Genomic DNA, 26522 nt, shown 5'->3' with positions numbered 1-26522 from the left:
CGCGAAATGCGTCACTGGCGGGTCAGCTCGCGCCCGACGATCATCCGCATGATCTGGTTGGTGCCTTCAAGGATCGAGTGGACGCGCAGGTCGCGCCAGAAGCGCTCGATCGGATAGTCCTGCAGAAAGCCATAGCCGCCATGGAGCTGGAGCGCGTCGTTGACGACCTTTGAGCCCGTGTCGGTCGCAAGGCGCTTGGCCATCGCGGCGAATTTGGTCTTGTCGGGATCATTGGCGGTCACCTTGCACGCCGCGGCATAGAGCAGCGTGCGCGCGGCCTGAAGGTCGGTTTCCATATCGGCCAGCATGAACTGGGTGTTCTGGAAGTCGGCTATAGCCTTGCCGAACTGCTTACGTTCCTTCGTGTATTTCACCGCCTCGTCAAGACAGCGCTGCCCGCCGCCGAGCGAGCAGGCGCCGATGTTGAGCCGACCGCCGTCGAGACCCATCATCGCGATGCGGAAGCCCTCGCCTTCCGCGCCGACGAGATTCTCGACGGGCACGCGAACGCCGTCGAAATTGACCTGCGCGGTCGGTTGCGAATGCCAGCCGAGCTTCTTCTCGTCGGCACCGAAGCTGACGCCGTCCATGTCCTTTTCGATGACGAGGCACGATATGCCCTTGGGGCCATCCTCGCCGGTGCGGACCATCGTCACATAGATTTCGTTCTGGCCGCCGCCCGAAATGAAGGCCTTGGAACCGGTAACGACATAATGATCGCCGTCGCGAACCGCCCTGGTCTTGAGCGCCCCCGCGTCCGAACCCGAACCGGGCTCGGTCAGGCAATAGGATGCGATATTGTCCATGGTGACGAGCCGCGGGAGATATTTCTGCTTTACCGCGGCCGAGCCGAAGCGGTCTATCATCCAGACCGCCATATTGTGGATCGAGATGAAGGCGCTGGTCGAGGGACAGCCATAGGCCATCGCCTCCATGATCAGCGCCGCCTCGAGCCGACCGAGGCCGATGCCGCCCATCTCCTCCGAAACATAGATTGCGCCGAAGCCGAGCTCGGCCGCCTGCTTGATCGTGTCGCGCGGGAAGATGTGTTTTTCGTCCCACTCGGCGGCGTGGGGCGTGATGGCGTCTGCAGTGAACTTGCGCGCAAGCTCCTGGATCGCGCGCTGGTCGTCAGTGAGGTCGAACTGGTTGATCATGGCGAAGCTCTAACTGGGCTGGGGGTCAATGTCAGCGTGATTCAGCGGGGCCGGGCGTCACATGAAGATGCTCAACGCGACGACAGGAGTCACCGACTCCGGCACGGGCCCATTGGCAGGGATGTATCGCACGCCGAAAATCACCCCGTGTTTTGCGGTCCAGCTATATTCGACGGCAGGCGCCACGATGAACGTGTCCGCCGGCTTCGTGGCAAACCGGACCGGCTCCGCGCCGTCGGTGCCGGCAACGCGCGTCCGATTGTCATGGCGATAGCCGAGATCGACCGCGAGTACCCAACTGCGTGACAGGCTGTATTCCCAGCTATTGACGAAAAAGAACGACGCACCCGGCTTCGCGCGGCCGCGAAAGCCCTCTGGCGTACCGTAGACACTGACATCCTCGACCCTGGCATCGCTGGAAAAGGAGCGCTGGAGGTTGATCCGGCCGCGCAGGATGCGGCCATTGGGCATCCAGAACCAGGCCTGCCCGAAGAAGCCGATCGTCGTCGTATAGGCGCCCGAGCCCAGTCCGTCGGCAGGGCGGCTCCCCAAACGATCATATTTGCCGGTTGGGAGTGACTGCTGGATCGAAAGCGCTGTCGTCGGCACCCAGTTGCCCGGCTCATATTTGGAGAGACGCCAGGTTGCCATCAACGTCGTATCGCCGATCCCGACGCCCGAACTGTCGAGGGCGTTGTCGACACGATTGAACCCTGCCGTCGGTATGATGCCCAGCGTCAGCCCTTCGGCGACGCCATATTGCATGAAGGTCAGCGAGTTGAAGCTGTCCCTTTCCTTCGTCTTCACATCGAACAGATAGGATTCGATATAGCCATGGCCCGGTGGCAGCGTGACCGGCGAGTTGGCGATGATCGGGCCCGTCCACCACGCGTCGTCAAGGCTTTGGCGCAAGACTCCGTCCGAGGCCGTGGGCGCCGTGTCCATTGCCACGAGCTCGGCGCCTGCGGGCGCCTGCTGTGCCGAGGCCCGGCCCGCAATCATGCCGCCCGCGGCCAGCAGGCATAGCGTGATGGAGATGCGACCATGCATGGGCGCGTCTTTACTCCCACATATTTCTGATTTTCGTCAGCATCGCAGTTGAGTCCTCCACTCAATCGATCGTCGCAATGATGAAGGCGTCGTTGCAATTGGGCGAGCACCGGCCCGTGAGATCAATCTGATCTGTCACGCCGCTGCCACGACCTCGATTTCAACGAGCCAATCGCTCTCAAGCGTTTGCACAACGATCGCGGTCGTCGGGACACGGCGTTCGCCGAGCGCCCCGCAACGCGCGCGCGCATTTGCCTCGGCATAGCTCGCGTCACGCAGATAGCTCGTCAGCCGTACGATGTTGTCGGTGGTCATCTGCGCGCTGCCGAGGATCGTGCGGATATTGCTCCAGATCAGCTCAAGCTGCGCCTCGAGCGTTGCGCCGGGAACTCCTGCCGGGTCGAGCCCCATGGTGCCGCTGACGAAGAGCAGGCGCTCGGCGCCGCGAACCTCCATCGCATGCACCCAGTCCGGCCCGGTCGGATACACATTCTCGACCGGGTTTCGTACGATCATTTCCATGGCGCTCAGCCCATCGTTGGAATGACGAAGGCGTTGCTACCATCGGGGGAGCCGTCGGGCCAGCGCTGGGTGATCGTCTTGGTCTTGGTCCAGAAGCGGACGCCCTCCATGCCGTGCTGGTTGATGTCGCCGAAGGCCGAGCGCTTCCAGCCGCCGAAGCTATGATAGGCGACGGGCACGGGGATCGGCACGTTGATGCCGACCATGCCGACATTGACGCGCCCGGCGAACTCGCGCGCGGCGTGGCCGTTGCGCGTGAAGATCGCGACGCCATTGCCGTACTGATGCTCGGAAGGAAGCCTGAGCGCCTCTTCGAAGTCGTTCGCGCGGACGATCTGGAGGACGGGGCCGAAAATCTCTTCCTTGTAGCTCTCCATCGTCGGCTTGACATAGTCGAACAGCGACGGGCCGATGAAGAAGCCTTCCTCATGCCCCTGCAGCTTGAAGCCGCGGCCATCGACGACGAGTTCGGCGCCTTCGTCGATGCCGGTCTGGATCCAGTTTTCGACGCGCTGCTTGTGCGCGGCGTTGACCACCGGGCCGTAATGCGCGTCATTGTCGGTCGAGACGCCGACGCGCAGCGCTGCGATCGCGGGGATCAGCTTTTCGCGGAGCGCATTGGCGGTCTTGTCACCCACCGGCACGACCACGGGAAGCGCCATGCAGCGCTCGCCCGCCGAACCGAAGGCCGCGCCCGACAGGTCGTTGACCACCTGATCGAGATCGGCGTCGGGCATGACGATACCGTGATTCTTGGCGCCGCCCATCGCCTGGACGCGCTTGCCCGCCGCGACGCCGCGCGAATAGACATAATGCGCGATATCCGACGAGCCGACAAAGCTCACCGCCGAGATTGCGGGATGATCGAGAATCGCGTCGACCATCTCCTTGTCGCCATGCACGACCTGAAGGATGCCCTCGGGACCACCGGCTTCCTGGAACAGCTCCGCCAGGCGGACGGGCACCGAGGGATCGCGCTCGGAAGGCTTGAGGATGAAGGCGTTGCCGACTGCGACCGCGACGCCGAACATCCACATCGGGATCATCGCGGGGAAGTTGAAGGGCGTGATGCCCGCGCCGATGCCGAGCGGCTGGCGCATCGAATAGACGTCGATACCGGGGCCCGCGCCCTGCGTATATTCGCCCTTGAGCGCGTGCGGGATGCCGCAGCAGAATTCGATGACGTCAAGCCCGCGCTGGATATCGCCCCTGGCGTCGGCGATCACCTTGCCATGCTCTGAGGAGAGCAGGTGCGCGAGTTCGTCCATGTTCTTTTCGACGAGCGCCTTGAAGTTGAACATGACGCGCGCGCGGCGCTGCGGATTGGTCGCTGCCCAGCCGGGCTGGGCGGCCTGCGCGGCGGCGACCGCGGCGTCGAGAACTGCCTGGTCGCCGAGCGCAACCCGCGCCTGAATCTGGCCGCTATTGGGATCGAAGACATCACCGAAGCGCGTCCCCTCAACGCTAAGCGACGTGGCGAGCTTGTGCGCGATCTGACGCATGGGGGCATCCTCTCGATATTATGGAATGAGCATATTCCAGACTCTCATCGGCCATTGTGAATTTGCATTCAAGGCGACATAATTGCAGTTTGTTCATGCAATTTTGCAGCACAGGATTGAGCCGTGTTCGACTGGGACGATCTGCGCGTTTTCCTGGCGGTGGCGCGCGCGCGCCGCATCGCTCCCGCGGCGCGTGCGCTGGGCGTCGATCCGACGACGATCGGACGACGCATGGCGCGACTCTCCGAACAGCTCGGCGCCCAATTGTTCGAGAGCGCGGGCGGCGAGCGGTTGCTGACCGAACGCGGTCAGGCCTTGTTCGCGCGCGCCGAGGCGATCGAGAGCGCCGCGCTTTCGGCGATGGGCGAGGTGACGGGCGATTCGCGGAGCCTTTCGGGGCAGGTGCGCCTGAGCGTGGCCGAGGGTTTCGCGACCTGGGTGCTTGTCCCGGCGCTGCCCGAATTTCACCGCACGCATCCCGATATCCAGCTCGACATCATCACCGCTTCGGGATTTCTCAACCCCTCCAAGCGCGAGGCCGATATCGCGGTCATGCTCGCGCGACCGCGCAGCGGACGGCTCGTCGCAGCCAAGCTCAGCGATTATCGGCTGCGGCTCTACGCGTCGCGGGCCTATCTCGAGGCACACGGCACGCCAACACGCGTCGAGCAACTGAGCCGCCACGCGCTGATCAGCTATATTCCCGAATTCATCTATTCGCCCGAACTCGATTATCTCGGAGAAATTGGTGCGGGGCTCGAACCGGCGCTCAGGAGCACGAGCATCAACATCCAGCACCGGCTGATCGCGGGCGGCACCGGGATCGGCGTGCTGCCCGCCTTTATCGGCGACCGTGACGCGCAACTCGCGCCGATCATGGCGGAGGAGCGCGAGATCAGGCGCAGCTTCTGGCTCGTCACCCATGCCGACACGCGCGGGCTTGCGCGGATCGAGGCGGTGGCGGCGCTGCTGAGGGCATGCACCGCCGGCCTGCCCTGATCAGGGTGCGGCGCGGCGCGTGAAGGTCATGTAGATAAGTTTTTTGAACAGGCCGGTCTTCGCATCCATCACGTCGATCTGGAAGGTGCGGACATCGCCCTTGAACTGCTGCACGATCCGCATCCGCGTCGTCACCCCGTCGGGCTGCATCGTATCGGCTTCCCAGCGGAAGATCCGGCTTTGCAGATCGTAATAGCCGATATCATGGCGCACGAGATGCGTGTCGCTGTCGATCCACACCCCGGTGTAGCGATTGGTGTACGCGTCCCAGCCCCACATGCCCGTGCCTTCATAGGAACCGTCATCATAACGGAACGCGTTGAGCATCGCGTTTCCCTTCGAGGCGAGGCGATTGGTCTGCACACCCTTTTTGCGGATCGGCTGCTTTGCGATATCGCCTACATAGAGCTCGACATCGGCATCCCAAACGCCCTCCTCGGCCTTTAACGGTTCCAGAACCTCGTCGGGGACGTTGACCGGAAAGATCGACTGATATTTGCGCTGGCCCGCGCTCAGCTTGGGTGGCGCCTGGACGGTTGGGCCCGCCTCGGTCTTCGCCGGCTCCTGAGCCCCGCCCGCAGATGCCAATCCCAAGGCAATCAGCACAGCCGCCGCAGATCCATAGCGCATGTCGTCCCTCCCCAATCGGTCGCCACGCGACATAGTGGCTTGCATGCCGTGCGCGCAATCGGTGCGACAAATGGCGACCGCTGCGCGACCAACGCGTGACGACACGCCCCATTCCCAACACCCGATCGGGCTGGCATAGCGGCCGGCCCGACGAGACGGGCGGTTGGCGAGAAAGGCATGCGGGTGCAGGGCGAAGAAAGGCATCGGGGCGCATGGCGGCACGAAGCGGGCGCGATGCTCCGCCTCGCGCTGCCGCTGATCCTCGGCAACCTCGCCTGGTCGGCAATCCACGCCACCGACCTGATCCTTGTCGGCCGGATGGGCGCGGACTCGCTCGCCGCTGCGGCGCTTGGCGTCAATCTCTACAATGCCTTCCTGATCTTCGGCATGGGGCTGGTCATGGCGGCATCGCCGATGATCGCGAGCGAGCGCGGGCGCAGGCTTCATTCGGTGCGCGACATTCGCCGTACCGTCCGCCAAACGATGTGGGCGGCAGCCACGATCTGCGTGCCGATCTGGGTGGTGCTCTGGCACGGCGAGGCGATCCTGCTCGCCATGGGGCAGGATCCCGCGCTCTCCGCGGACGCGGGCAGGTTTCTGCGCGCGCTGCAATGGGCGCTGTTTCCGTTCCTGCTCCACCTGACGCTGAGAAACTATATCTCGGCGCTCGAGAAGCCGATCTGGGGCGTGGTCGTCGTGGTCTCGACCGTGGCGTTCAATCTGCTGGCCTGCTGGATCCTGATTTTCGGCAAGTTCGGTGCGCCCGCATTGGGGCTGGTGGGCGCAGGGATCGGCAGCACGCTTTCGGGCTTCTTCATGTTCTTCGGGATGCTCGCGGTCGTCTATGGCGATCGGCGCTTCCGCCGCTATCACCTGTTCGGCCGCTTCTGGGTACCCGACTGGCCGCGCTACCGTGACGTCTGGAAGCTGGGGCTGCCGATCGCGATCACGCTCGGCCTCGAGGTTACGGTGTTCAACGCAGCGGTGTTCCTGATGGGGCTGATCGACAAGCCGTCATTGGCGGCGCACGCGATTGCGATCCAGATCGCCGCACTGTCCTTCATGGTGCCAATGGGGCTGGCGCAGGCGGGAACGGTGCGCGTCGGCATCGGCCACGGGCGGCGTGACCCCGCCATGATCGCGCGCGCGGGTTGGACGGCGCTGGCGATGGGCGTCGGCTTCATGTGCGCGACCGCGATCCTGTTGATCGCCGCGCCGCGATTGCTGATCGGCATATTCCTCGACCTGGGCGACCCCGCCAATGCGCAGGTTGCCGCGCTCGCGGTTTCGTTCCTTGCGGTCGCTGCGTTGTTCCAGATCGTCGATGGCGCGCAGGTGGTAGGCGCGGGCGTGCTGCGCGGCCTGCAGGACACAAGGGTGCCAATGCTGTTCGCGGCGGTCGGTTATTGGGTAATCGGCATCGGCGTCGGGACGATCATGGCCTTTACGCTGGGCTTTCGCGGGGTCGGGATCTGGCTGGGACTGGCCAGCGGGCTGGCGGCGGTTGCCGTGCTGATGGTGGCGCGCTGGACGCAGCGCGAGCGGCTGGGACTCGTGCCGCACCGCATACCCCCGGGCGCGGCGATGCCATGATTTCTGCAAAATTCGCGACACTGTGCACGTTAGGCTCTGGACAGGCCCCGTTTCCGAAAATATCGGGCGCGCCATGGGTATCAGAAAGTATCTTTGCGGCGTCCTGGGGCACATGCGGTCGCGCGAACGTGCCTTTTCCGACCAGCGCGGTCGCTGGATCAGCGAATGCGTGCACTGCACGACGCGGCTCCATCGCTGCCATGACCGCAAATGGCGGCCGCTCTCCGAAACCGAATAGTCCATAAGCCGCCAGCCATGGGGGTCGACGCCTTGCTGCCCCCGGGGCGGGGCATTTCTATATCGGGAAAATGGTGCTGCCGGTGAGGATTGAACTCACGACCTCAGCCTTACCAAGGATGCGCTCTACCACTGAGCTACGGCAGCACTTTCCGCGGAACCGCGAACAGGAGCGGGCCTATGGCGAATGCGTGGGCGTTCGTCAAGGCGTGCTTGCGGGCATCGCCACGATCTGCTTGGAAATGACCCATGGGCAAGGCGGATGACGAACGCGCGCGGCGATTGGCCGAGGCGCTGAGGCAGAATCTGAGACGCAGAAAGGCGCAGGCGCGCGGCGCGGCCGAAGCGCCCGCGCACGTACGGGCGGCCGAAGACGCAAAGGACAGCGACGACACCGAATAGCGCGTGTCGCCAAGCGCGCAGCGCTGCACTATATGCGCGCCCAACACCCATATTGTCCGAAAGAGCCTTCCCTTGGCACTCACTCATGATTCCGAAACCGCAGCGAACGCCGCTGCACTCTTCGCCGAAATGGGCATCGCGTTTCCCGTTGCGGCGGGCGAGACGATTGTCACCGCCTCTCCGATCGACGGCGACGAACTCGCACGGTTGAGTCGGCACAGCCTGGCCGACGGTCGCGCCGCGATTGCGCGCGCGCAGACGGCCTTTCGTGCATGGCGCGAAGTTCCTGCGCCGCAACGCGGCCAGCTCGTGCGGATCTATGGCGATCTCCTGCGCACGCACAAGGAGCCGCTGGCGCGCATCGTCAGCATGGAGTGCGGCAAGATCCTGACCGAGGCGCGCGGCGAGGTGCAGGAGGTGATCGACATCTGCGAGTTCGCCACCGGCCTGTCGCGCCAGCTCCACGGGCTTGTCATCGCCACCGAGCGCCCGGGGCACAAGCTGCTTGAAAGCTGGCACCCGATGGGCGTGTTCGGCCAGATCACCGCATTCAACTTTCCCGCCGCGGTCTGGGCTTGGGGCACGATGGTGGCGCTGGTCTGCGGCAATGCCGCGATCTGGAAACCGTCTGAAAAGACGCCACTTACCGCGATGGCCTGCACTTTGCTGTTCGAGAAGGCGGTTGCCCAGTTCGGGGCCGCGCCAGACAATCTCGTGCAGACGCTGATTGGCGGCGCCGAACTGGGGGTGCTGCTCGCCGAGAATCCGGGCGTGCCCGTGCTGAGCGCGACGGGGAGCACGCGCATGGGCCGCGACGTCGCGGTGCGCGTCGCGGGCCGCTTCGGTCGGGCGATCCTCGAGCTCGGCGGCAACAACGCCGCGATCGTCGCGCCCTCGGCCGATCTCGACCTGGCTCTCAGGGGTATCGTCTTCGCGGCTGCAGGCACCGCGGGGCAGCGCTGCACCTCGCTTCGACGATTGATCGTGCACGAATCGCTCAAGGATACGCTCGTCACCCAGCTCAAGTCGGCGTTCGGATCGCTGACCATCGGCAGTCCGCTCGACGAAGCCAGCCATGTCGGGCCGCTGATCGATCAACTGGCCTTCACCGCGATGCAGGCTGCGCTCGGCGCGGCACGCGCGCAAGGTGGCACGGTCTGGGGTGGCGAACGCGTCGAGGCGCCGGGCGAAGGATTCTATGTCCGCCCCGCACTGGTCGAGATGCCCGCGCAGAGCGATATCGTCCGCGAAGAGACCTTTGCACCGATCCTCTATGTGCTCAGCTATCGTGAGTTCGAAGAGGCGATCGCGCTTCAGAACGGCGTGCCGCAAGGGCTGTCCTCGGCGATCTTCACGCGCGACGTGCGCGAGGCCGAACTGTTCCAGTCCGCCTGCGGCAGCGACTGCGGGATCGCCAATGTCAATATCGGGACGAGCGGCGCCGAGATCGGCGGCGCGTTCGGCGGCGAGAAGGCCACGGGCGGCGGCCGTGCGGCGGGTTCCGATACCTGGAAAAACTATATGCGCCGCGCGACCAACACCATCAACTATTCGAACGACCTGCCACTTGCGCAGGGGGTGAAGTTCGACATCGGTTGATTGCCGGGGCATGGTGAGCGCTGTTGCTAACAAGCCGCTTATAAAGATGAATCGCGCGTGACACGTGCATTCAGCCACGGCTCAGCGCAGCGGGCCGATAGCTTGCCTTGTCTGCGGTACAAGTCGCGACACGGCAAGGGGATACGGGTCATGCTCAGGAAGATTTCACTTTTCGGTGCGGCGATGGCGATGGCGGTGCCCGCCACGATGGTCGTTCCGATGACCCCGGCGCTTGCCGATGATGATCGCTGGGAAGACGATGATGACGATAATCGTCGCTACCACCGCGGTCGCGACTATCGCGGCGATCGCTATTATGGCCGCGACCGCGGCTATCGCTGCCGCCGCAGCGGCACGACGGGCACGATCGTCGGCGCGGCTGCGGGCGCGCTGCTCGGACGCGAGGTGGTCGGCTATCGCGGCGACCGGACCGCGGGCGCGATCGTAGGCGCGGGCGTCGGCGCGCTCGCGGGCCGCGCGATCGACAAGTCGAGCGGGCGCTGCCGCTGAACCCGGTCTAAGCCGACGCCATGCGCGGTGGCGTCAGCGCGAGCCCCGAATAACGCGGCGCCGGGGCGGGCTGGAGCACGCCTCCCGCCTCGACGAAGGTGGCGCGGGCCGCATTGTGCGGATGCGCCACCGCTTCGTCGAAATCGAGCACGGGGGCGAAGCAGATATCGGTACCCTCCATCAGCGCGCGCCATTCGTCACGCGTGCGCGTCAGGAACAGCGCGGAGAGCTTCGCCTTGAGCGCGGGCCATTGCCGCGGATCGAGCTGCGCGTCGAAATCGGCATCCTCAGCCAGCCCAGCCTTTTCGCGCAGCAGCGCATAGAATTGCGGCTCGATCGACCCGATCGAGATGAATTTTCGGTCCGAGGTCTCGTAGGTGTCGTAGAAATGCGCGCCGGTATCGAGCAGGTTCTCGCCGCGTCCTCCACCCCACATGCCCTGCGCACGAAAGCCCCAGATCATGGCCATCAGCAGCGCAGAGCCGTCGGTCATCGCGCAGTCGACGACCTGCCCTTCGCCTCCGCGCTGGACGTGCAGGAGCGCCGCCAGCATGCCGAAGACGAGCATCATCGCGCCCCCGCCGAAATCGCCGACCATGTTGACCGGGGGCGTCGGCTTGGCACCGCTGCGGCCAAAGGCGTGAAGCGCGCCCGACAGCGCGATATAGTTGATGTCGTGCCCGGCGGCGTGCGCGAGCGGACCCGTCTGACCCCAGCCGGTCATGCGGCCGTAGACAAGCTTCGGATTGTCACGCATCAAAACCTCCGGGCCAAGCCCCAGCCGCTCCATCACGCCGGGTCGAAAACCCTCGATCAGTCCATCCGCAGACCGCACATGTTCGCGCAGTTCGGCGATCCCCTCGGGAGATTTGAGATCGAGCGCGACGATTGTGCGCGAGCGCAGCAGCGGATCACGCGCCGCGCGCGGATCCTTCGCGCCCGCGCGCTCGATACGGATCACCTCGGCGCCATGATCGGCCAGCATCATGCCCGCAAAGGGCCCCGGGCCAATGCCCGCCATCTCGACAATGCGAATTCCGGTAAGCGGTCCCGGCATCGTCTCTCTCCCTTGCGCAATGGGTTTGCTTGCTCTCAGTTGGGCAGAGACTAAGTCGACTGACGCTAACGTCAACGGAAAGAGGGGCGCATGAGGAGTATTTTCGTAGCAGCTATCGTCGTCACGCTCATGATGTCGACGGCGTCAGCCGCCATCGCCGGGACCGTCTATGTCCGCGCGGGCCGACTGGTCGACGTCGAGCACGGCCGCGTGCTCGCCGACCAGCGCATCCGCGTCGACGACGAACGCATCGTCGCGGTCGAACCCTGGTCGCAGCCTCCCGAGGGTGCGAAGATCGTGGACTGGTCGCAAAAGACTGTGCTGCCCGGACTGATCGACATGCACACGCATCTGGCCGACTGGGGGCAGACCGACAATGTCGCCGAGCCGCTGCTCCACTCGGCGCAGGAAGTAGCGCTGGTCGGCGCGGAGAATGCGCGCAAGACGCTGCGGGCGGGCTTTACCACGGTGCATGACGTCGGTTGCTTTCGGGCCTTCACCGATGTCGCGTTGCGCGACGCAATCAATGCCGGGCGTGTCGTCGGACCGCGGATGAATGTCGTGGGCGCCTATATCACGGTGCCGGGTGGTGGCGGCGAAGTGACGGGCTTCGCACCCGATGTCAGCGTGCCCGCGGACATGCGCGTCGGCGTGTATAGCGACGCCAACGATGCCAGGCTCAAGACGCGCTATCTGTTCCAGCACGGCGTCGACAGCATCAAGATGATCGCGACCGGTGCGGTGCTGGCCGAGGGGACCGAGCCCGGCCAGCTCGAAATGACCGCGGACGAGATCCGCGCGGTGACGCAACAGGCAGCGATTCACAAAAGCTATGCCACCGCGCACGCGCACGGTGCCGAGGGCATCAGGACCGCGATCCTGAATGGGGTGCGCTCGATCGAACACGCCTCGCTGATCGATGATGAGGGAATCAAGCTGGCGAAGGCGCGTGGCACATGGCTCGTCATGGATGTCTATAATGGCGACTATATCGACGAGATCGGCCGCAAGGAGGGCTGGCCCGAGGGGCATCTGCGCAAGAATCTGGAAACCACCGAGGCGCAGCGCCAGGGCTTCGCCAAGGCGGTGAAGGCGGGGGTCAAGATTGCCTATGGCACCGATGCCGGGGTTTATCCGCACGGGCTCAACGCGCGTCAGTTCGCCTATATGGTGCGCTTCGGCATGACGCCGATGCAGGCGATCCAGTCCGCCACCAGCGTCGCCGCCGACCTGCTCGGCTGGCAGAAGGACGTCGGTGCGGTTGCCCCCGGGCGCTATGCCGACATGATCGCGGTCGACGGCGATCCGATCGCGAATATCGCGGTGCTCGAAAAACCGCCCCTTGTGATGAAGGGCGGCGTGATCGTCGATTAAGTCGTCGGCGCCGCGGGCGTAGCGGGCACCGGCTGCGGCGCGGGCAACGCCTCGGGCGCAGGAGCCGTCGGCGCCGCGGGCGCGGGCTCTGGCGTGCGGAGGGTACGCGGAGAGAGAATGGCGGCGGTTTCGATCGCGTCGAGCGCACGGCGCGCCTCGATATAACGGCGCGCAGCCGCCATCCAGTTCTCTGCCCTGGCGCGGCCCGGCATGCGCGCGACTTCGGCCAGCGCAGCGTCGACCTGCCCGCCGGCCAGGCGCCGCTTGGCGCGGCTCAGCCGCTCGGTCGGCGCCGGCGAGGGCGTTCCCGCCTTGCGGATGACGAAAAGCTCACTCATCTCGCGACGAAAACCATCCCACCAGCTCGCATCGGCGCCACCGCCTGCAAGTTCGGGGCCGAGTTCGTTGAGGCTGATCTGCAACTCCTCGAGCGTGATTGGCTGGCGCGCGGCCGCGATCACCGTCGCCACTTCGCGCGGCTGGCTGTTGCCGAAGCGATCGCGCAACTGTCCCTCGATATAGCCGAGCGCTACACCGCGATCGAGCGCGCGGCGCGCAGCGAAGGCGACAAGCAGCCCCTCGGCGCGCGCGGCGTTGCCCGACGCCGCTTCGGCACTGACGCTGATCCGCGCCATGCGCTGTTCCAGGTCGCGCACGCGTGCGGTCAGTTCATCAGCCGCCTGCGGATCGACCACCGCCCGCACGGGCGGGCTGGCGACCATCCCCTGCGCATCAATCTTGCGATCGAGTTCGGCGACGGCGTCGGTCTTGGCAGCGGGCGCCTGCCGCCCGAGATAGCCCGCACCGCCATTCCAGCTCTTCAGAAACCACCCCATCGCGACCAGCCCCGCGAGAAAGGCGATGACGACTGCGATGATGACGTTCCGAAAGGCCCGCGCCGGCTTCGCCTCGCCCTCGATCGGCACATAATCCCTGCTCATTGCGGCCCGTCCCTCGAATTGTCGTACTCTTGTTTGCACATGCGCGCGGCAATCGCCAGCAAAGCCTGATCGGTGGGAGCGTCAGCAATGGCAACCGCCCGCCAGCCGATGCCGGACGCCACAGCGGCATTGGCGCTGATCGCGGCGAGCGCGATCTGGCTCCGGTCGGACACGAGCGCCGAGAGGCGCGCCGCGGCGCGTGGCGAATGCGCCATTGCCACGGGCTGGCGTGCAACGGCTTCGGCAAGCCCTGCAGGTTCAGCGATGGCGCGCGCCGCATAGACAGCGACGCGCTCTATCTCGACGCCCTGCGGATCGGGCTCGCGGCGATCCTCGCCGCACAGGTGCAGCACGCGCGAGACACCGTCGCGGACCAGCAGTTCGATCAGCCCGATCGCGTCCCCCGGCCCGACGCGGATATCGCTGAATCCGGCCGCCGCGAGCGTTTCGCCGGTCGCCGCGCTCACCGCATAGACGGGAAGTGCGGCATAGTGTTTCAGCGCTTCACCGCCATGGCGCACTGCATTGGCGCTGGTCACCATCAGCGCGTCGAAATGCGCGGAACCGGGGGCCTGCCATTCAATCGGCACGATCTCGAACAACGGCACCGTGATCGCCTCGAGCCCGAGCGCGTTGGCGCGTGCGATGGTCGCGGCGTTTCCCGGCTCGGGACGCAGCACGAGCAGCGGTCGGCTCATCCCGTGAACAGCGCACGCAGCGCGGGGGGCGAACGATCGAGCAACGACGCCGCGAGTTCCGCCACCGCCGCATCGTCGCCAATCGCGAAATGCGCCTCTCCGGTCACATGCTCGCGGCCATCATTGCTGAGCAGTTCGGCGCGCAGCCAAAGCCCCATCGCCTCGCGCAAGGCGAGCGCGGCGACGGGCGAGCGGCAGTCCGCGCCGAGCTTCTCGAGCAGCAAACGCTCGGCGGCGACGCACATATGTGTCGTCGCATGGTCGATCGCTCCCAAAAAGGCGCGCAGTGCGCCGCGGTCGGCAAGACATTCGATTCCGACCGCCCCCTGTGACGGCGCGGGCAGCATCTGCTCGACGGGGACCGCATGGCCGATCCCCGCCTGGCCCAGCCGGTCTAGCCCTGCTGCGGCGAGCAGCGTCGCGTCAGCCTCGCCACGTTCGAGCTTTTCGAGCCGCGTCGCGACATTGCCGCGAAACAGCACGATCTCCAGATCGGGGCGTGCGCGCAGGATTTGCGCCGATCGCCGCGGCGAGCTGGTTCCGACGCGCCCGCCTGCTGCAATTGCGCTTATGCTCTCGGCGCCGATCAACCGATCGCGCACATCCGCGCGTTCGAGCATCGCCGCGATCGCGATTCCGGAGGGACGAATCGTCTCGACATCCTTCATCGAATGCACCGCGAAATCGATGCGACCGTCCTCCAGCGCGCGGTCGATCTCCTTGGTCCACAGCGCCTTGCCGCCAACCTCCGCGAGCGCGCGGTCCTGAATCTTGTCGCCGCTGGTCTTGATCGGGACGATCTCGATCGCGCGCGGCGCGAGCTTATGGGCTGCAATCAGCGCGTCGCGCACCATATTGGCCTGGGTCATCGCCAGCGGCGATCCGCGTGTGCCGAGCTTCAGTGTATCGGGAAGGGAGGTCATGGCGGGTTGTGCTAGCGATGAACGCCACTAGAGAAAAGGCACAATGGCACTCATCCTCGGCATAGAATCGAGCTGCGACGAGACCGCGGCGGCGGTGATCGCCACCGACCGGCGCATCCTCTCGCACAAGCTCGCGGGGCAGGAGGCCGCGCATCGGCCCTATGGCGGCGTCGTGCCCGAGATCGCGGCACGCGCACATGTCGAGGCGTTGGAGCCGCTTGTCGCCGCTGCACTCGCCGAGGCGGGGGTCGAACTCGAGGATATCGACGCAATCGCCGCGACCGCGGGGCCGGGGCTGATCGGCGGCGTGATGGTCGGGCTTGTCACAGCCAAGGCGCTCGCGCTCGCCGCGGACAAGCCGCTGATTGCGGTCAATCATCTCGAAGGCCATGCACTCTCGCCGCGGCTGGCGGATGCCGAGCTTCAATTTCCCTATCTGCTGCTGCTCGTGTCGGGCGGGCATTGCCAGTTGCTCTTCGTAGAGGGTGTCGGGCGGTATCGCCGGCTGGCAACAACGATCGATGACGCTGCCGGCGAGGCCTATGACAAGACCGCCAAGCTGCTTGGCCTCGGCTTTCCCGGCGGCCCGGCGGTCGAGAAGGCAGCGCTGGATGGCGATCCGAAAGCCGTCCCCCTCCCCCGCCCGCTCCTCGGTACGCCCGAGCCCCATTTCTCCTTTGCCGGCCTCAAGAGCGCGGTGCTGCGCGCGCGCGATGCGGGCACCCACCGCACCGAGGATATCGCGGCCTCGTTCCAGCAGGCGGTGGTCGATTGCCTGGTTGACAGGACTCGCCGGGCGATCGGACGCGCGCCCGGCGCGACCGCGCTCGTCGTCGCGGGTGGGGTTGCGGCCAACAAGGCGGTGCGCGGGGCACTCGAGGCGCTGGCCGCTGAGAACGACCTTCCCTTTTTCGCACCGCCGCTCTGGCTGTGCACCGACAATGCCGCGATGATCGGCTGGGCGGGCGCCGAACACTTTCTTCAGGGCAGGTCCGATCCGCTCGATTTCGCGGCGCGGCCGCGCTGGCCGCTTGATCCGAATGCGGAAAAGGCACGAGGAGCAGGGGTCAAGGCATGAAAATCGGGGTCATTGGGGGCGGAGCCTGGGGCACTGCGCTTGCGCAGGTTGCGGCGGCTGGCGGCGAGGACGTGCTGCTGTGGGCGCTCGAACCCGACGTGGTAGGCTCGATCAATGGCAGTCACACCAATCCGCTTTATTTGCCCGACGTCCCGCTATCGCCCGGGATTCGCGCGACGGGCCTGCTGGCCGACCTGTCCGACAGCGATGCGCTGCTGGTGGTAAGTCCCGCGCAGCATGTGCGCGCCGTGCTTGGCGGCATCGACGCCGACGGCCGCGCGCTGATCCTGTGCGCCAAGGGGATCGAGTCGGGGACGCAGAAGCTCGTCTCCGAGATCGCCGAGGAAATGTGCCCCGAGGCGTCCATCGCGGTGCTTTCCGGACCGACCTTCGCGGCGGAGGTCGCCAAGGGCCTGCCCACGGCGGTCACGCTGGCCTGCGCGGATGCGGCGCTGGGCGAACGCATCGCAGCGCGCCTCGCGCGCCCGCGTTTTCGCACCTATGGATCGGCCGACGTGATCGGCGCCGAGATCGGCGGCGCGGTCAAGAATGTGCTCGCGATAGCGTGCGGCGTCGTCGACGGGCGCGGACTCGGTTTCAACGCACGCTCAGCGCTGATCGCGCGCGGCTTTGCCGAGATGACACGCTTCGGCGTCGCGCGCGGCGCACGCCCTGAAACGCTGGCGGGACTTTCGGGGCTGGGCGACCTCGTCCTCACCTGCTCGTCGACCCAGTCACGCAACTTTTCGCTGGGCAAGGGGCTGGGCGAGGGTCGGAGCGCGGGGGATCTTCTTGCCGATCGCCGTACGGTTGCCGAAGGCGCCTTTACAGCGCCCGTGCTGCAACAGGCCGCGCGCGCCGCAGGGGTCGAGATGCCCGTCGTCGATGCGGTCTGCGCGCTGCTCACGGGCGCAATGACGGTGGACGCGGTGGTCGAGGACCTGCTCTCGCGACCGCTGCGTCCCGAAGCGCACTAGGAGCCGTGGACAATTATCGTCATTCCAGAAGCCGATTTTCTCCAAATCTCTGATTTGGGTAGAAAATCGAGCTATCTGGAACCCACGAACACTGCACCCTGACAGCATGGTTGCTGCGTTCATGGATTCCGGGTTCCAAGTCGAACCAGCGTAAAACCTTCGGTTTTCCGGGTTCGCCTAGGCCCCAGAATGACGATGAAGGACAATTGTCCACGCGCCCTAGCTCGGTTTCTTCGCGAGCCGTTCCTGAAGCTGCGGGCTTGTCAGCGCCTTCAGCGCGTCCTTGCCGACCCAGCGTGGCGTAGGCGCATTCGACGCCGCCAACCGTTCGGCGATCCTGATCGCCTCGTCATTGAGAATCCGCCGCCGACCACCGACGGCGCGCAGCGCCCAGTTGACGCCCTTCTTCACGAAATTGCGATCGTCCTCGGCGGCGGGTTCGATCAGCGTCAGCGCATCCAGAAAGGGGTCGTCGAGCAGGCCCTTGCCATGGAGCGCAACGCTTGCGAGCAGCGCGAACGATGCGCGCTTAACGAACTCCTCGTCGCGCGACGCCCACGCATGAATCCGGTCAAAGGCATGGGGCGTCCGGTCCCACAGCGAAAAGCACAGCGTGTCGCACACCGCCCAATTGTCGAAATCGGCCGCCCAGCGATCCATGCGATCGGGCGTGACCGCCTCGATGTCATCGACATAGGCGCACAACATCCGCGCCTCGTAGCAGCGCGTTGCCCAGAGCGCGTCGGCGAGCGCTTGGCTGCGCCCCAGACTTTTGGCGAGTTTCTGGATCGACGCCATTTTGACGCCATAGGCGTCGTTCGCATGGATGCCGTAGCGCGGCCCCAGGCTGTCACGATAAGCGGGATCGGCCTCTGCCTCGAAGGTGGCAACGGCCAGCCGGACGGCCTGATCCACGGGTAGCTCAACTGATCGTGCCGGCATCGCGCGCCTCCCCCAACCAGAATTGAACGCCGGGGTTGCGACGTCAACCTTGGCGCTTGTGCGCCGCGCTCGATTCGGCAATCTTGGCAGGACCATAGGGGAGAGGGATTTGACGAAGACCGCCTCCGTTCGAGTGCCGTACGGCGTGCCGATCTTCGATCGTCTCCACCCGACCGCGAAAGCAGGAGGAGAGGATCATGGCTGAAGGAAAATCGGGCGCCACGGGCAAGAGCGCGGATTCGGCGACGGATGCGCTGACCGAGGCGGGCAAGAAGGCCGCCGAAAATTCGGGCGCGATCAGCCTCAAGATGATCGATCATGCCGAAACCAACACGCGCGAGGCCTTTGCGGCGATGCGTGCTGCTGCAAAGGCCTCGAGCCTAGCCGAGGTCCTCCGTATCCAGGGCGATTTCATCCGGGATCAAGGCGTCCGCAGCATGACTTTGGCACGCGAGGTGGGTGAGATGATCGTGCAGTTCGGCAAGGAATCGCTCGACCCGTCGGGCAAGGGCTGACGCTGCGATGGCCGGGCTCACGCGTCGGGGGGCGCTGGGCGTTGGCGCTGGCGCGCTCGCCTCATCGGCGCTCGGGGCGCCGCGCGGCGCAGCGCGTCATGACGTGATCGTGGTCGGCGCGGGCGTATTCGGCGCCTGGACAGCCGCCAGGCTGCAGGATCAGGGCAAGCGCGTGCTGCTGCTCGACGCCTGGGGGCCGGCGCATGCGCGCGCGTCCTCGGGTGGCGAATCGCGGATGACGCGGGGCAGCTACGGTGCGGACGCCGTTTATACGCGCATGGCGTGGGACTCGCTCGGCGATTGGCAGGCGCTCTCTGACGCGGCGGGATTGCCGGTATTTCACAAGGCCGGCGTGCTCTTCTTCTTCCCTCGGCAGGATGCTTTTGTCGAAGCGACGCTCAAGGTTCATCGCGAACTGAAGCTGCCAACGCAGTTGCTCGACATCGCCCAAATGCGGTCGCGCTTTCCGCAGATCGACTTCGCGGGGATCGAGCTCGGCCTTTACGAGCCGGCGTTCGGCGCACTGATGGCGCGGCGCGCTGTGCAAACGCTGGTCGACCGGTTCGTGCGCGCGGGCGGCGCCTATCGACAGGCGGCGATCGTGCCGCCCGATCCCGCCGTTGCGCGTCTCGACCGCGTCGTAACGGCGGCGGGCGAGACACTGTCAGCGACGCAGTTCGTCTTCGCGTGCGGCCCGTGGCTGCCGAGGCTTTTTCCCGACATTCTCGGCCGCCGGATATTCCCGACGCGGCAGGAGGTGTTCTTCTTCGCACCGCCCGCGGGCGATGCGCGATTCGGCCCCGCCCAACTCCCCGGCTGGGCCGATTTCAACGATGGCGACATCTATTACGGCTTTCCCGATCTCGAGAATCGCGGCTTCAAGATCGCGCACGACGCACACGGTCTGCCGATCGACCCCGACACGGTCGATCGCACGCCCTCAGCCGCCGCTCTCGCCGATGTCCGCAGCTTCATGGCGCGCCGCTTCCCCGCGCTCGCCAAGGCTCCCCTCAGCGAGGCGCGCGTCTGCCAGTATGAGAACAGCGCCAATGGCGACCTGCTGATCGACCGCCACCCGCGCTGGGCCAATACGGTCCTTGTCGGCGCAGGTTCGGGACACGGGTTCAAGCATGGCCCGGCGGTCGGTCGTTATGCGGCGGCGCTCGTCACTGATACGCTCGACACGACCGAACCGCGCTTCTCGCTCGCGTCCAAGGGCGAGACGCAGGTGCGCGCGGTGCATTGAGGGGAAAAGCATGAATGCAGGCAGAAGTGTCGCGGCGCTTGGACTTGTTTTGGGAACGGCGACGTTGCTGCTCCAGCTTACGCTCACCGTCACGACCTCGATGCAGCAGGGGCGCAGCCTGCCCGGCGCGATCGTATTCTTCTTCAGCTTCTTCACGATCCTGACCAATATCGGGATCGTGCTCGTCTATCTCGCCGAGTTCTGGCAGCGTCCCGCGCTGCACTTCTTCCGCGAGAGCGTGCACCGCGCCGCGCTGGCGGCGTCGATCGTCTTCGTCATGCTCTTCTACCATCTGATGCTCGCGCGGATCTGGGACCCGCAGGGGCTGTTTCGCGTGGCGGATGTCACGCTCCACTATCTGCTTCCTGTCCTCTACCTGCTCTGGTGGCTGGGCTTCGCGGCGCATCGCCATCTCGAATGGGATGCGCTGCCGCGCATGCTCGCCTATCCCGTGATCTACGTGATCTGGGTGATGGCGCGCGGCGCGGTGGTGGACGAATATCCCTATCCGGTGCTCGAAGTAGCGCGGCTGGGCTATGCCCAGGTTCTCGCCAACATCGCCTTTCTGTTTGTGTTGTTCGCGGCGCTGTGCACGGCCTTCATCGCGGTCGACCGGATGATACCGCAGCGATCAGGCGCCCATCGCTAGATCGGGTTGGGTGCGCAGCCGCTGCGCGTCCTGCACGGGTGGCGCACCGAACAGCCGGCGATATTCGCGGCTGAACTGCGACGGGCTGTCATAGCCCACCTCATGCCCCGCACTCGCCGCATCCATGCCGCGCGACAGCATCAGCGTGCGCGCCTCGTGAAGCCGGATTTGCTTCTGGTACTGGAGCGGGCTCATCGCGGTCACAACCTTGAAATGATGATGAGCGCGTGTGAGATTGGCCGGATCAAGCGCGAGCTTGAAACCCAGATATGGAAGCTGCGGGCTCGCCTCGCGAAGCGGATCAGGGCGCGGAAGCGATGCCGCGCGATCTTTCAAGAAACAACTCGATATCGGATGCGTCATGATAAAGGCCGAGCCCGATACGCAGCACGTCGCCGCGCACGTCGACCGTCACCCCGGCCTCTGCAAGCTGACGATACCAGGACTGCGCCTCTTGCGAACGAAGCGCGAGGAAACGCGCATGCGCGCCGCCGTCGGGCGGATTGATCAGTTCGGCGCCGGCAAAACGCGTGCGATCCAGCCGCTCGGCAAGCCGCTGCTGAAGCGCGGCGACATGCGTGGCAATCGCGGCGGTGGTCAGCCCCTCGCGCGCGAGCATCTCGCGCACCGCGACGAAGCGGTAGAGCCCCGACGGATCGAAAGTCGCGCCAAGGAAGCGCCGCGCATCGGGCGCATAGCCGATCGTCCCTGGTGGCAGCGACAGATCGTCAAATTCAGCATACCAGCCGCTGATCTCGGGCCGGGCGCCAAAGCCTGGCGGGCAGTGCATGAAGCCCACGCCCTCGCCCGCCATCGCATATTTGTACCCGCCCGCAACGAAGATCAGTCTGTCGGCGACCGCCGACAGATCGGTCTCCACCGCCATGAAGCCGTGATAGCCGTCGATCGCGACCCAGCAGCCCTCGGGATCGGCCAATGCCGCGAGTTCGGCGAAGCGATCGAACACATGGCCGCTGTTGAAGAAGACCTGGCTGACGAAGATCAGGTCGTGCCGGCGCTCTCGCGCCGCGTCGAGGAAGCGGTCGGCAAAGCTCTCAAAGGGCGCGACGGGCACGGTCTCGAGCGTGATACGTCCCGACTCGACCCAGCGCGCCGCCTGACGGCGAAAGCTGTGGAACTCGCCGTCGCTCGACAGCACGCGCACCGGCTTCTCGGTGCGCGCGGAGAGCAGGCGCAGCATCAGCTCATGCGTGTTGGAGGCGAAAACGATAGTGGAAGGATCGGGCAAATTGAGTTCAGCGGCGACCTGGGCCTGGGCGGCGGGCCAGACTTCGCCCATCACCCTGTCCCATTTGCGGTCGGCAAGGAAGGCGCCGTCCTCCCAGCAGCGGCGCTGGCCCTCGAAGCTCGCATCGGGCCAGAGATGGTGCGAATGCGCCGCCAGATGCAGCCGACCCTCACGTTCCTGTGCGCCAAGCGCCTGCGTAAACAGATGCTTGTGGCTCATAGCGCCGTCCTGAGCGTCCACAGCTCGGGAAAGGCGCGTTTGCCGACGGTCGACTGGAGATACTGGACCCCCGCGGTGCCGCCGGTGCCACGCTTGAAGCCGATCACGCGCTCGACGGTCTGCGCATGCTTGTGTCGCCAGGTCCCGAGCGCGTCATCGAGATCGACCAGCTTCTCAGCGAGCTGGTACAGATTCCAGTAACGCTCGGTGTCGCGATAGACCTCGGTCCACGCCGCCTCGACCGCGGGGTCGGGCTGATAGGGCGTCGCCCAGTCGCGTTCGAGCGCGGTTTCGGGGACCGCGATTCCGGCGCGGGCGAGCGCGCGGTTGGCCTCGTCCCACAGGCTCGGCGCTTCAAGCGCGGCGCGCATCGCGGCCTGCGCGTGCGGGCGGTCTTCCTGATAACGCAGAAAAGCGCCGTCCTTGAGGCCGAGCAGATATTCGACGGTGCGGAACTGGTCGGACTGGAAGCCCGAACTTGTGCCGAGAACATAGCGGAAGCGCGAATAATCGCTGGGCGTCATCGTCGCGAGAATGTCCCAGGACAGTGTCATGACCGCCTGGATGCGCGAGACGCGCGCAAGCCCCTTGTAGACGGGCACCAGCGCGTCGGCGCGGATCTGGTCGAGCGCGAGCTTGAGCTCGGCGATCATCTGCTTGAGCCAGAGCTCCTTGGTCTGGTGGATGATGATGAACAGCAGCTCGTCATGCCGGTCGGAAACCGGATGCTGCGCGGACAGCAGATCGTCGAGCGCGAGATAGCGCGCATAGGTCATGTCTTGGGGGTCGGTCATGCAATGTCTCGAAGCGGATGGGGTGATGCTCTCTGGCGTCAGCCTATCGCGTTCGACGCCGCCCGAAAAGGACCGCGCAATATCATTTCAGAAACGCGCTAGATTCGTTCGGCCTGGCTGACGGCATCGGCGGCACGCAACGCCGCAAGGATGCGCATCAGATGCTGCACGTCCTTCACCTCGAGATCGACGGTGAAGGTGTGGAAGCTGCCGTCGCGATTTTCCATGCGCAGGTTGAGGATGTTCGCCTTGTGCGTGCCGAAGATGCCCGCCATCACCGCGAGTGCGCCGGGTTCGTTCTTGATGACAACGTTCAACCGCGCGGTGCTGCTGTCCGAGGTTTCGCCCCAGGCGAGATCAATCCAGTCGGCGTCGACGCCGTCCGACAGCGTCTCGCAGTCGATGGTATGCACCTCGATGCCTTCATTGGGCCGCCGCAGACCCACGATCCGGTCGCCGCGCACCGGATGGCAGCATTCCGCCAGGCTGAACGCGACCCCCGGGGTCAGGCCGCGGATCGAGATCGCCTCGCGCTGCGCAGGCGCGTGGCCGCCAGGGGCGCTGCTGCCTGCGGAGCCCGGCATGAGCGCCTCCATCACCTCGACATCGGAAATCATCTGCCGCGCGATGGCTTCCATCAGCGAAGCCTCATCGGGCTTTTTCAGCCGCTTCACCGCCTGCGCCAGCGCTTCGGAACCGAGTTGTGCCGGAAGCCGCCGGACGATTTCGTCATAGATCTTGCGGCCGAGCGCGATCGTCTCGTCCCGTTCCTTGTGACGGACATAGCGGCGGATCGCAGCGCGCGCCTTGCCCGTCACGACGAAGTTGAGCCAGCCGGGCTGCGGCTCCTGCCCCTTGGACTTCAGGATCTGAACCTGATCGCCATTTTCGAGTGGCGTCCTGAGCGGCACGACGCGGCCGTTGACCTTGGCGCCCACCGTCTGGTCACCAAGATCGGTATGGACACCATAGGCGAAATCGACGGGGGTTGCGCCCTTGGGAAGCTGATACAGCTCACCCTTGGGCGTGAAGGCGAAGATCCGATCCTGGTACATCGCCATGCGCGTATGTTCGAGCAATTCCTCAGCGCTATCGGCTGTTTCTAGGATCTCGAGCAGGTCGCGGATCCACCCCGCCTGCCCGTCCGCGCGATCGTGCTGCTTGTAGGCCCAGTGCGCCGCGAGTCCGAATTCGGCCTGGGCGTGCATCGCCCGGGAGCGGATCTGGATCTCGATCCGCGTTTCGCCGGCATGGATGATCGTGGTGTGGATAGACTTGTAGCCGTTGCGCTTGGGGGTGGAGATGAAATCCTTGAAGCGCCCCGGCACCATCGGCCAGCGCTGATGGATCACGCCCAATGCACGGTAGCAGGCATCCGAATCCTCGGCGATGACGCGGAACGCCATGATGTCCGACAATTGCTCGAAGCTGATGTGCCGTTCGGCCATCTTCTTCCAGATCGAATAGGGATGCTTCTCGCGCCCCGAAACCTCGACCTCGATACCCGCGCGGGAAAGCAGCAGCTTCAGCCCCGAACTGATCTTGGCGATGCGGTCGCCGCCACCCTCCTGAAGCTGTTCAAGCCGCTTGGTGATCGACGCATAGGCCTCGGGCTCGAGATGCTGGAAGGCGAGCGTCTGCATCTCCTTCATGAACTCGTACATCCCGATCCGCTCGGCGAGCGGTGCGTAGATATCCATCGTCTCCCTGGCGATGCGCCGGCGCTTTTCATCATTCTTGATGAAGTGCAGCGTTCGCATGTTGTGGAGCCGGTCGGCGAGCTTGACGAGCAGCACGCGGATGTCGTCGGACATGGCGAGCAGGAACTTGCGAAGGTTCTCGGCAGCGCGCTCGCTCTCGGTCTGCGCCTCGATCTTGGAGAGCTTGGTCACGCCGTCGACAAGCCGCGCGACATTGGGGCCGAAGATCTTCTCGATCTCCTCCTGTGTCGTCAGCGTATCCTCGATCGTGTCGTGGAGGATCGCGGTGGCAATCGTCTCATCATCGAGGTGAAGATCGGTGAGAATACCCGCCACCTCAATGGGATGGCTAAAATAGGGATCGCCCGATGCGCGCTTCTGGGTCCCGTGCATCTGCATCGAAAACACATAGGCGCGGTTGAGCAGCGCCTCGTCGGCGTTGGGGTCGTAGGACAGGACCCGATCTACAAGTTCATATTGCCTCAGCACGCGACCCATTTGGGGTCGCGCGTGGGTGCATTGCAACAGATTATTGCGGATTTCCGCGATATGTCATGCCTTGGCGTTGCACCTTGCGAGCGCCTCGGCGTCGAACTCCTCGGCGCCGGCGCGAAACGATGCGAGCTGACCGAGTTCCTTTGCCAGCGACTCGCAAACAAAGGCGGCGCGGCTCTTGCCCTTGGTCGCCGACGCGCAGCCATTGCCGTCGCATTTCCAGATCGTGTCGCGCACGACAAGGCTGGTTGCTGTCGACGTGGCGACCGGCTTGGCCGCATAGAAACTGCCATTGGGCTGAGCCGAAGCCGCGGTGGCGGAAAGCAGCAGGAAGGAAGCTGCCGCCGAGGCGAACAGGGGAGCAAAGCGGATCATGGAGTGCGTCCTTGGCAATTTAAGTTGCGAATCACTACCTATCAGGATGAATTGCTAGTTGCAACTTAAAACCTATATAATTTGCATGACAGGAATTTTACGCTAGGTTTGCGCCATGGGATTAAGAGAACCGCTGAAAGATCTGGCGCAGCATGAATGCGGACTTCCGTGCGCGCTTGAGGCGATGGGCGAGAAATGGTCGTTCCTGATCCTGCGCGCGGCCTTCAATCGGATCTGCCATTTCGAAGAATTCCAGTCGGAGCTTGGCATTGCGCGCAACATTCTCGCCAACCGGCTTTCGCGGCTCGTCGAGCATGGCATTTTGATGCGTCAGCCGCTCCCGGAGGATCGTCGCAAGATCGAATATCGTCTCACCGAGAAAGGCGCAGCGCTGCTTCCGGCCATGCTCGCGCTCAGGCAATGGGGCGAACGTTGGGAATCGGGCACGCCGTCCACACCTGTGCTCGTCGACAAGCAGGATCTCCAGCCGATCCGCCCAATCACCATCCGCGCGCACGACGATCGCGAGCTCAAGCTTGAGGATCTGTGCTGGATGCACGCCGAGGAAATCCGCGCGATCGGCGAGACCAAACAGCCGCCGCTCGCCGACAAGGCGGCCTGAACATCCATTCGCCAGAAACGAAAAAGGCCGGGCAAACGCCCGGCCTTTTCGATTTCAGCAGCAGCGCGGCGATCAGCCGTCGTAGTCGCCGCCGATATTCTGGTTGCGCGGGGGTGCTGCCGCGGTCAGGCGCAGCGCCTCGGCAGACTGGCTGAGCGAGCCGATCTCGTCGACGACATCGTCCTCATCGATCTGGACGCGCTGGAGCATCGAGACCACGGCCTCCTTCATGTCGGCGGGATGAATCGTCTCGTCGGCGATCTCGCGCAGCGCAACGACCGGGTTCTTGTCGCGGTCGCGGTCGAGCGTCAGTTCGGCCCCGCCTGAAATCTGCCGCGCGCGCTGGGCCGCGAACAGCACCAGGTCAAACCGGTTGGGCACCTTGTCGACGCAATCTTCAACGGTAACGCGCGCCATAGTCGCTCCACTTGCTGGCAGATATCGGAAAGAAGCCGGCGAGGTAGCGA

General features: G+C 65.2%; 29 protein-coding genes and 1 tRNA gene. 13 read left to right on the top strand and 17 right to left on the bottom strand.

Going from position 1 to position 26522, the window contains the following annotated elements; genetic code table 11:
* Positions 1-11 precede the first annotated feature (11 nt).
* The 4 genes from D3876_RS07040 to D3876_RS07025 form a co-directional block, all read right to left on the bottom strand.
* On the bottom strand, positions 12-1154 hold the full coding sequence (locus D3876_RS07040) for an acyl-CoA dehydrogenase family protein (protein ID WP_119761141.1): 1143 nt from the start codon (positions 1152-1154) through the stop codon (positions 12-14).
* Positions 1155-1214: 60 nt separating this feature from the next.
* The gene (locus D3876_RS07035) at positions 1215-2207 is read right to left on the bottom strand and encodes a transporter (RefSeq protein WP_119760635.1); all 993 of its coding nucleotides are present in this window, start codon (positions 2205-2207) and stop codon (positions 1215-1217) included.
* Between the two features lie 135 nt (positions 2208-2342).
* Positions 2343-2729, bottom strand: a complete 387-nt coding sequence (locus D3876_RS07030; protein WP_119760633.1) for a RidA family protein — start codon at positions 2727-2729, stop codon at positions 2343-2345.
* Between the two features lie 5 nt (positions 2730-2734).
* The gene (locus D3876_RS07025; protein WP_119760631.1) at positions 2735-4231 is read right to left on the bottom strand and encodes a CoA-acylating methylmalonate-semialdehyde dehydrogenase; all 1497 of its coding nucleotides are present in this window, start codon (positions 4229-4231) and stop codon (positions 2735-2737) included.
* Positions 4232-4354: 123 nt separating this feature from the next.
* Between D3876_RS07025 and D3876_RS07020 the strand changes: the two genes are divergently transcribed.
* Entirely contained in the window at positions 4355-5230 is an 876-nt protein-coding gene (locus tag D3876_RS07020; protein ID WP_119760629.1) for a LysR family transcriptional regulator, read from the top strand.
* On the opposite strand, the gene D3876_RS07015 is transcribed toward D3876_RS07020, so the two are convergent.
* Positions 5231-5860 (bottom strand): DUF1579 family protein, encoded by a 630-nt coding sequence (locus D3876_RS07015; protein WP_182911905.1) that lies wholly within the window; start codon positions 5858-5860, stop codon positions 5231-5233.
* A gap of 177 nt (positions 5861-6037) precedes the next feature.
* Between D3876_RS07015 and D3876_RS07010 the strand changes: the two genes are divergently transcribed.
* Complete coding sequence (locus D3876_RS07010; protein WP_119760625.1) at positions 6038-7453, top strand: MATE family efflux transporter; 1416 nt, start codon at positions 6038-6040, stop codon at positions 7451-7453.
* A gap of 73 nt (positions 7454-7526) precedes the next feature.
* Positions 7527-7691, top strand: a complete 165-nt coding sequence (locus tag D3876_RS20410) for a hypothetical protein (protein WP_182911904.1) — start codon at positions 7527-7529, stop codon at positions 7689-7691.
* Positions 7692-7762: 71 nt separating this feature from the next.
* Here D3876_RS20410 and D3876_RS07005 read toward each other — a convergent pair.
* A tRNA-Thr gene (locus D3876_RS07005) sits at positions 7763-7837 on the bottom strand.
* Between the two features lie 102 nt (positions 7838-7939).
* Here D3876_RS07005 and D3876_RS20405 point away from each other — a divergent pair.
* The 3 genes from D3876_RS20405 to D3876_RS06995 all read left to right on the top strand — a co-directional run bounded on the left by D3876_RS20405 (position 7940) and on the right by D3876_RS06995 (position 10201).
* Positions 7940-8092, top strand: a complete 153-nt coding sequence (locus D3876_RS20405) for a hypothetical protein (RefSeq protein ID WP_182911903.1) — start codon at positions 7940-7942, stop codon at positions 8090-8092.
* 72 nt (positions 8093-8164) lie between these two features.
* Positions 8165-9691 carry an L-piperidine-6-carboxylate dehydrogenase gene (amaB, locus tag D3876_RS07000; protein WP_338014315.1) on the top strand — a complete coding sequence of 509 codons (1527 nt, stop codon included), beginning with the start codon at positions 8165-8167 and terminating at the stop codon, positions 9689-9691.
* Positions 9692-9841: 150 nt separating this feature from the next.
* Positions 9842-10201, top strand: coding sequence for a glycine zipper 2TM domain-containing protein (locus D3876_RS06995; protein ID WP_119760623.1), 360 nt, complete (start codon positions 9842-9844; stop codon positions 10199-10201).
* A gap of 7 nt (positions 10202-10208) precedes the next feature.
* On the opposite strand, the gene D3876_RS06990 is transcribed toward D3876_RS06995, so the two are convergent.
* Complete coding sequence (locus tag D3876_RS06990; RefSeq protein ID WP_119760621.1) at positions 10209-11258, bottom strand: CaiB/BaiF CoA transferase family protein; 1050 nt, start codon at positions 11256-11258, stop codon at positions 10209-10211.
* Between the two features lie 90 nt (positions 11259-11348).
* Between D3876_RS06990 and D3876_RS06985 the strand changes: the two genes are divergently transcribed.
* A complete protein-coding gene (locus tag D3876_RS06985; RefSeq protein ID WP_119760619.1) occupies positions 11349-12632 on the top strand; it encodes a Xaa-Pro dipeptidase in 1284 nt (427 codons plus the stop codon).
* Here the strand turns inward: D3876_RS06985 and D3876_RS06980 are convergent.
* The 3 genes from D3876_RS06980 to hemC are packed head-to-tail and all read right to left on the bottom strand — an operon-like array spanning position 12629 to position 15194.
* Entirely contained in the window at positions 12629-13573 is a 945-nt protein-coding gene (locus tag D3876_RS06980; protein WP_182911902.1) for an MICOS complex subunit MIC60, read from the bottom strand. The genes D3876_RS06985 and D3876_RS06980 overlap by 4 nt on opposite strands.
* Complete coding sequence (locus D3876_RS06975; protein ID WP_119760617.1) at positions 13570-14271, bottom strand: uroporphyrinogen-III synthase; 702 nt, start codon at positions 14269-14271, stop codon at positions 13570-13572. Before D3876_RS06975 ends, D3876_RS06980 begins: the two co-directional genes overlap by 4 nt.
* On the bottom strand, positions 14268-15194 hold the full coding sequence (gene hemC, locus D3876_RS06970) for a hydroxymethylbilane synthase (RefSeq protein WP_119760616.1): 927 nt from the start codon (positions 15192-15194) through the stop codon (positions 14268-14270). Before hemC ends, D3876_RS06975 begins: the two co-directional genes overlap by 4 nt.
* Positions 15195-15237: 43 nt before the next feature.
* Here hemC and tsaD point away from each other — a divergent pair, with 43 nt between their 5' ends.
* A complete protein-coding gene (tsaD, locus tag D3876_RS06965) occupies positions 15238-16272 on the top strand; it encodes a tRNA (adenosine(37)-N6)-threonylcarbamoyltransferase complex transferase subunit TsaD (RefSeq protein WP_119760614.1) in 1035 nt (344 codons plus the stop codon).
* Entirely contained in the window at positions 16269-17249 is a 981-nt protein-coding gene (locus tag D3876_RS06960; RefSeq protein ID WP_119760612.1) for an NAD(P)H-dependent glycerol-3-phosphate dehydrogenase, read from the top strand. The genes tsaD and D3876_RS06960 overlap by 4 nt, the downstream gene beginning before the upstream one ends.
* 219 nt (positions 17250-17468) lie before the next feature.
* On the opposite strand, the gene D3876_RS06955 is transcribed toward D3876_RS06960, so the two are convergent.
* Complete coding sequence (locus tag D3876_RS06955; protein WP_119760610.1) at positions 17469-18191, bottom strand: DNA alkylation repair protein; 723 nt, start codon at positions 18189-18191, stop codon at positions 17469-17471.
* A gap of 197 nt (positions 18192-18388) precedes the next feature.
* Here D3876_RS06955 and D3876_RS06950 point away from each other — a divergent pair, with 197 nt between their 5' ends.
* From D3876_RS06950 to D3876_RS06940, 3 genes are read left to right on the top strand one after another with little or no spacing between them, the layout of a single operon-like run.
* Complete coding sequence (locus D3876_RS06950; RefSeq protein WP_119760608.1) at positions 18389-18706, top strand: phasin family protein; 318 nt, start codon at positions 18389-18391, stop codon at positions 18704-18706.
* 7 nt (positions 18707-18713) lie between these two features.
* On the top strand, positions 18714-19952 hold the full coding sequence (locus D3876_RS06945; RefSeq protein ID WP_119760606.1) for an FAD-dependent oxidoreductase: 1239 nt from the start codon (positions 18714-18716) through the stop codon (positions 19950-19952).
* Between the two features lie 10 nt (positions 19953-19962).
* A complete protein-coding gene (locus D3876_RS06940; protein ID WP_119760604.1) occupies positions 19963-20601 on the top strand; it encodes a Pr6Pr family membrane protein in 639 nt (212 codons plus the stop codon).
* On the opposite strand, the gene D3876_RS20750 is transcribed toward D3876_RS06940, so the two are convergent.
* From D3876_RS20750 to D3876_RS06915, 5 genes are all read right to left on the bottom strand, one after another.
* A complete protein-coding gene (locus D3876_RS20750) occupies positions 20584-20937 on the bottom strand; it encodes a helix-turn-helix domain-containing protein (protein ID WP_420801940.1) in 354 nt (117 codons plus the stop codon). The two genes, D3876_RS06940 and D3876_RS20750, sit on opposite strands and share 18 nt — an antisense overlap.
* Positions 20903-22069 (bottom strand): aminotransferase class V-fold PLP-dependent enzyme, encoded by a 1167-nt coding sequence (locus tag D3876_RS06930; RefSeq protein ID WP_119760601.1) that lies wholly within the window; start codon positions 22067-22069, stop codon positions 20903-20905. Before D3876_RS06930 ends, D3876_RS20750 begins: the two co-directional genes overlap by 35 nt.
* Positions 22066-22863 carry a tryptophan 2,3-dioxygenase gene (locus tag D3876_RS06925; RefSeq protein ID WP_119760599.1) on the bottom strand — a complete coding sequence of 266 codons (798 nt, stop codon included), beginning with the start codon at positions 22861-22863 and terminating at the stop codon, positions 22066-22068. Before D3876_RS06925 ends, D3876_RS06930 begins: the two co-directional genes overlap by 4 nt.
* A gap of 98 nt (positions 22864-22961) precedes the next feature.
* Positions 22962-25052 carry a RelA/SpoT family protein gene (locus D3876_RS06920; RefSeq protein ID WP_119761137.1) on the bottom strand — a complete coding sequence of 697 codons (2091 nt, stop codon included), beginning with the start codon at positions 25050-25052 and terminating at the stop codon, positions 22962-22964.
* A gap of 63 nt (positions 25053-25115) precedes the next feature.
* Positions 25116-25433 (bottom strand): CC_3452 family protein, encoded by a 318-nt coding sequence (locus D3876_RS06915; RefSeq protein WP_119760597.1) that lies wholly within the window; start codon positions 25431-25433, stop codon positions 25116-25118.
* Positions 25434-25548: 115 nt separating this feature from the next.
* Between D3876_RS06915 and D3876_RS06910 the strand changes: the two genes are divergently transcribed.
* The gene (locus D3876_RS06910; RefSeq protein WP_119760595.1) at positions 25549-26055 is read left to right on the top strand and encodes a winged helix-turn-helix transcriptional regulator; all 507 of its coding nucleotides are present in this window, start codon (positions 25549-25551) and stop codon (positions 26053-26055) included.
* 72 nt (positions 26056-26127) lie between these two features.
* On the opposite strand, the gene rpoZ is transcribed toward D3876_RS06910, so the two are convergent.
* Entirely contained in the window at positions 26128-26472 is a 345-nt protein-coding gene (rpoZ, locus tag D3876_RS06905) for a DNA-directed RNA polymerase subunit omega (protein WP_119760593.1), read from the bottom strand.
* Between the last annotated feature and the right edge of the window lie 50 nt (positions 26473-26522).

The sequence above is a fragment of the Sphingomonas cavernae genome (assembly GCF_003590775.1).
GTDB lineage: Bacteria > Pseudomonadota > Alphaproteobacteria > Sphingomonadales > Sphingomonadaceae > Sphingobium_A > Sphingobium_A cavernae.
The sequence above is the reverse complement of the archived record's forward strand: the minus strand, read 5'-3'. Positions and strand labels throughout refer to the sequence as shown.

Bases quoted from the DNA above. Each gene is read 5' to 3' on its own strand.
- D3876_RS07035 (WP_119760635.1), bottom strand. From the start codon at position 2,207: ATGCATGGTCGCATCTCCATCACGCTATGCCTGCTGGCCGCGGGCGGC.
- D3876_RS07030 (WP_119760633.1), bottom strand. From the start codon at position 2,729: ATGGAAATGATCGTACGAAACCCGGTCGAGAATGTGTATCCGACCGGG.
- D3876_RS07025 (WP_119760631.1), bottom strand. From the start codon at position 4,231: ATGCGTCAGATCGCGCACAAGCTCGCCACGTCGCTTAGCGTTGAGGGG.
- D3876_RS07015 (WP_182911905.1), bottom strand. From the start codon at position 5,860: ATGCGCTATGGATCTGCGGCGGCTGTGCTGATTGCCTTGGGATTGGCA.
- D3876_RS07010 (WP_119760625.1), top strand. From the start codon at position 6,038: ATGCGGGTGCAGGGCGAAGAAAGGCATCGGGGCGCATGGCGGCACGAA.
- D3876_RS20410 (WP_182911904.1), top strand. From the start codon at position 7,527: ATGGGTATCAGAAAGTATCTTTGCGGCGTCCTGGGGCACATGCGGTCG.
- D3876_RS20405 (WP_182911903.1), top strand. From the start codon at position 7,940: ATGGGCAAGGCGGATGACGAACGCGCGCGGCGATTGGCCGAGGCGCTG.
- D3876_RS06995 (WP_119760623.1), top strand. From the start codon at position 9,842: ATGCTCAGGAAGATTTCACTTTTCGGTGCGGCGATGGCGATGGCGGTG.
- D3876_RS06990 (WP_119760621.1), bottom strand. From the start codon at position 11,258: ATGCCGGGACCGCTTACCGGAATTCGCATTGTCGAGATGGCGGGCATT.
- D3876_RS06985 (WP_119760619.1), top strand. From the start codon at position 11,349: ATGAGGAGTATTTTCGTAGCAGCTATCGTCGTCACGCTCATGATGTCG.
- D3876_RS06980 (WP_182911902.1), bottom strand. From the start codon at position 13,573: ATGAGCAGGGATTATGTGCCGATCGAGGGCGAGGCGAAGCCGGCGCGG.
- D3876_RS06975 (WP_119760617.1), bottom strand. From the start codon at position 14,271: ATGAGCCGACCGCTGCTCGTGCTGCGTCCCGAGCCGGGAAACGCCGCG.
- hemC (WP_119760616.1), bottom strand. From the start codon at position 15,194: ATGACCTCCCTTCCCGATACACTGAAGCTCGGCACACGCGGATCGCCG.
- tsaD (WP_119760614.1), top strand. From the start codon at position 15,238: ATGGCACTCATCCTCGGCATAGAATCGAGCTGCGACGAGACCGCGGCG.
- D3876_RS06960 (WP_119760612.1), top strand. From the start codon at position 16,269: ATGAAAATCGGGGTCATTGGGGGCGGAGCCTGGGGCACTGCGCTTGCG.
- D3876_RS06955 (WP_119760610.1), bottom strand. From the start codon at position 18,191: ATGCCGGCACGATCAGTTGAGCTACCCGTGGATCAGGCCGTCCGGCTG.
- D3876_RS06950 (WP_119760608.1), top strand. From the start codon at position 18,389: ATGGCTGAAGGAAAATCGGGCGCCACGGGCAAGAGCGCGGATTCGGCG.
- D3876_RS06945 (WP_119760606.1), top strand. From the start codon at position 18,714: ATGGCCGGGCTCACGCGTCGGGGGGCGCTGGGCGTTGGCGCTGGCGCG.
- D3876_RS06940 (WP_119760604.1), top strand. From the start codon at position 19,963: ATGAATGCAGGCAGAAGTGTCGCGGCGCTTGGACTTGTTTTGGGAACG.
- D3876_RS06930 (WP_119760601.1), bottom strand. From the start codon at position 22,069: ATGAGCCACAAGCATCTGTTTACGCAGGCGCTTGGCGCACAGGAACGT.
- D3876_RS06925 (WP_119760599.1), bottom strand. From the start codon at position 22,863: ATGACCGACCCCCAAGACATGACCTATGCGCGCTATCTCGCGCTCGAC.
- D3876_RS06915 (WP_119760597.1), bottom strand. From the start codon at position 25,433: ATGATCCGCTTTGCTCCCCTGTTCGCCTCGGCGGCAGCTTCCTTCCTG.
- D3876_RS06910 (WP_119760595.1), top strand. From the start codon at position 25,549: ATGGGATTAAGAGAACCGCTGAAAGATCTGGCGCAGCATGAATGCGGA.
- rpoZ (WP_119760593.1), bottom strand. From the start codon at position 26,472: ATGGCGCGCGTTACCGTTGAAGATTGCGTCGACAAGGTGCCCAACCGG.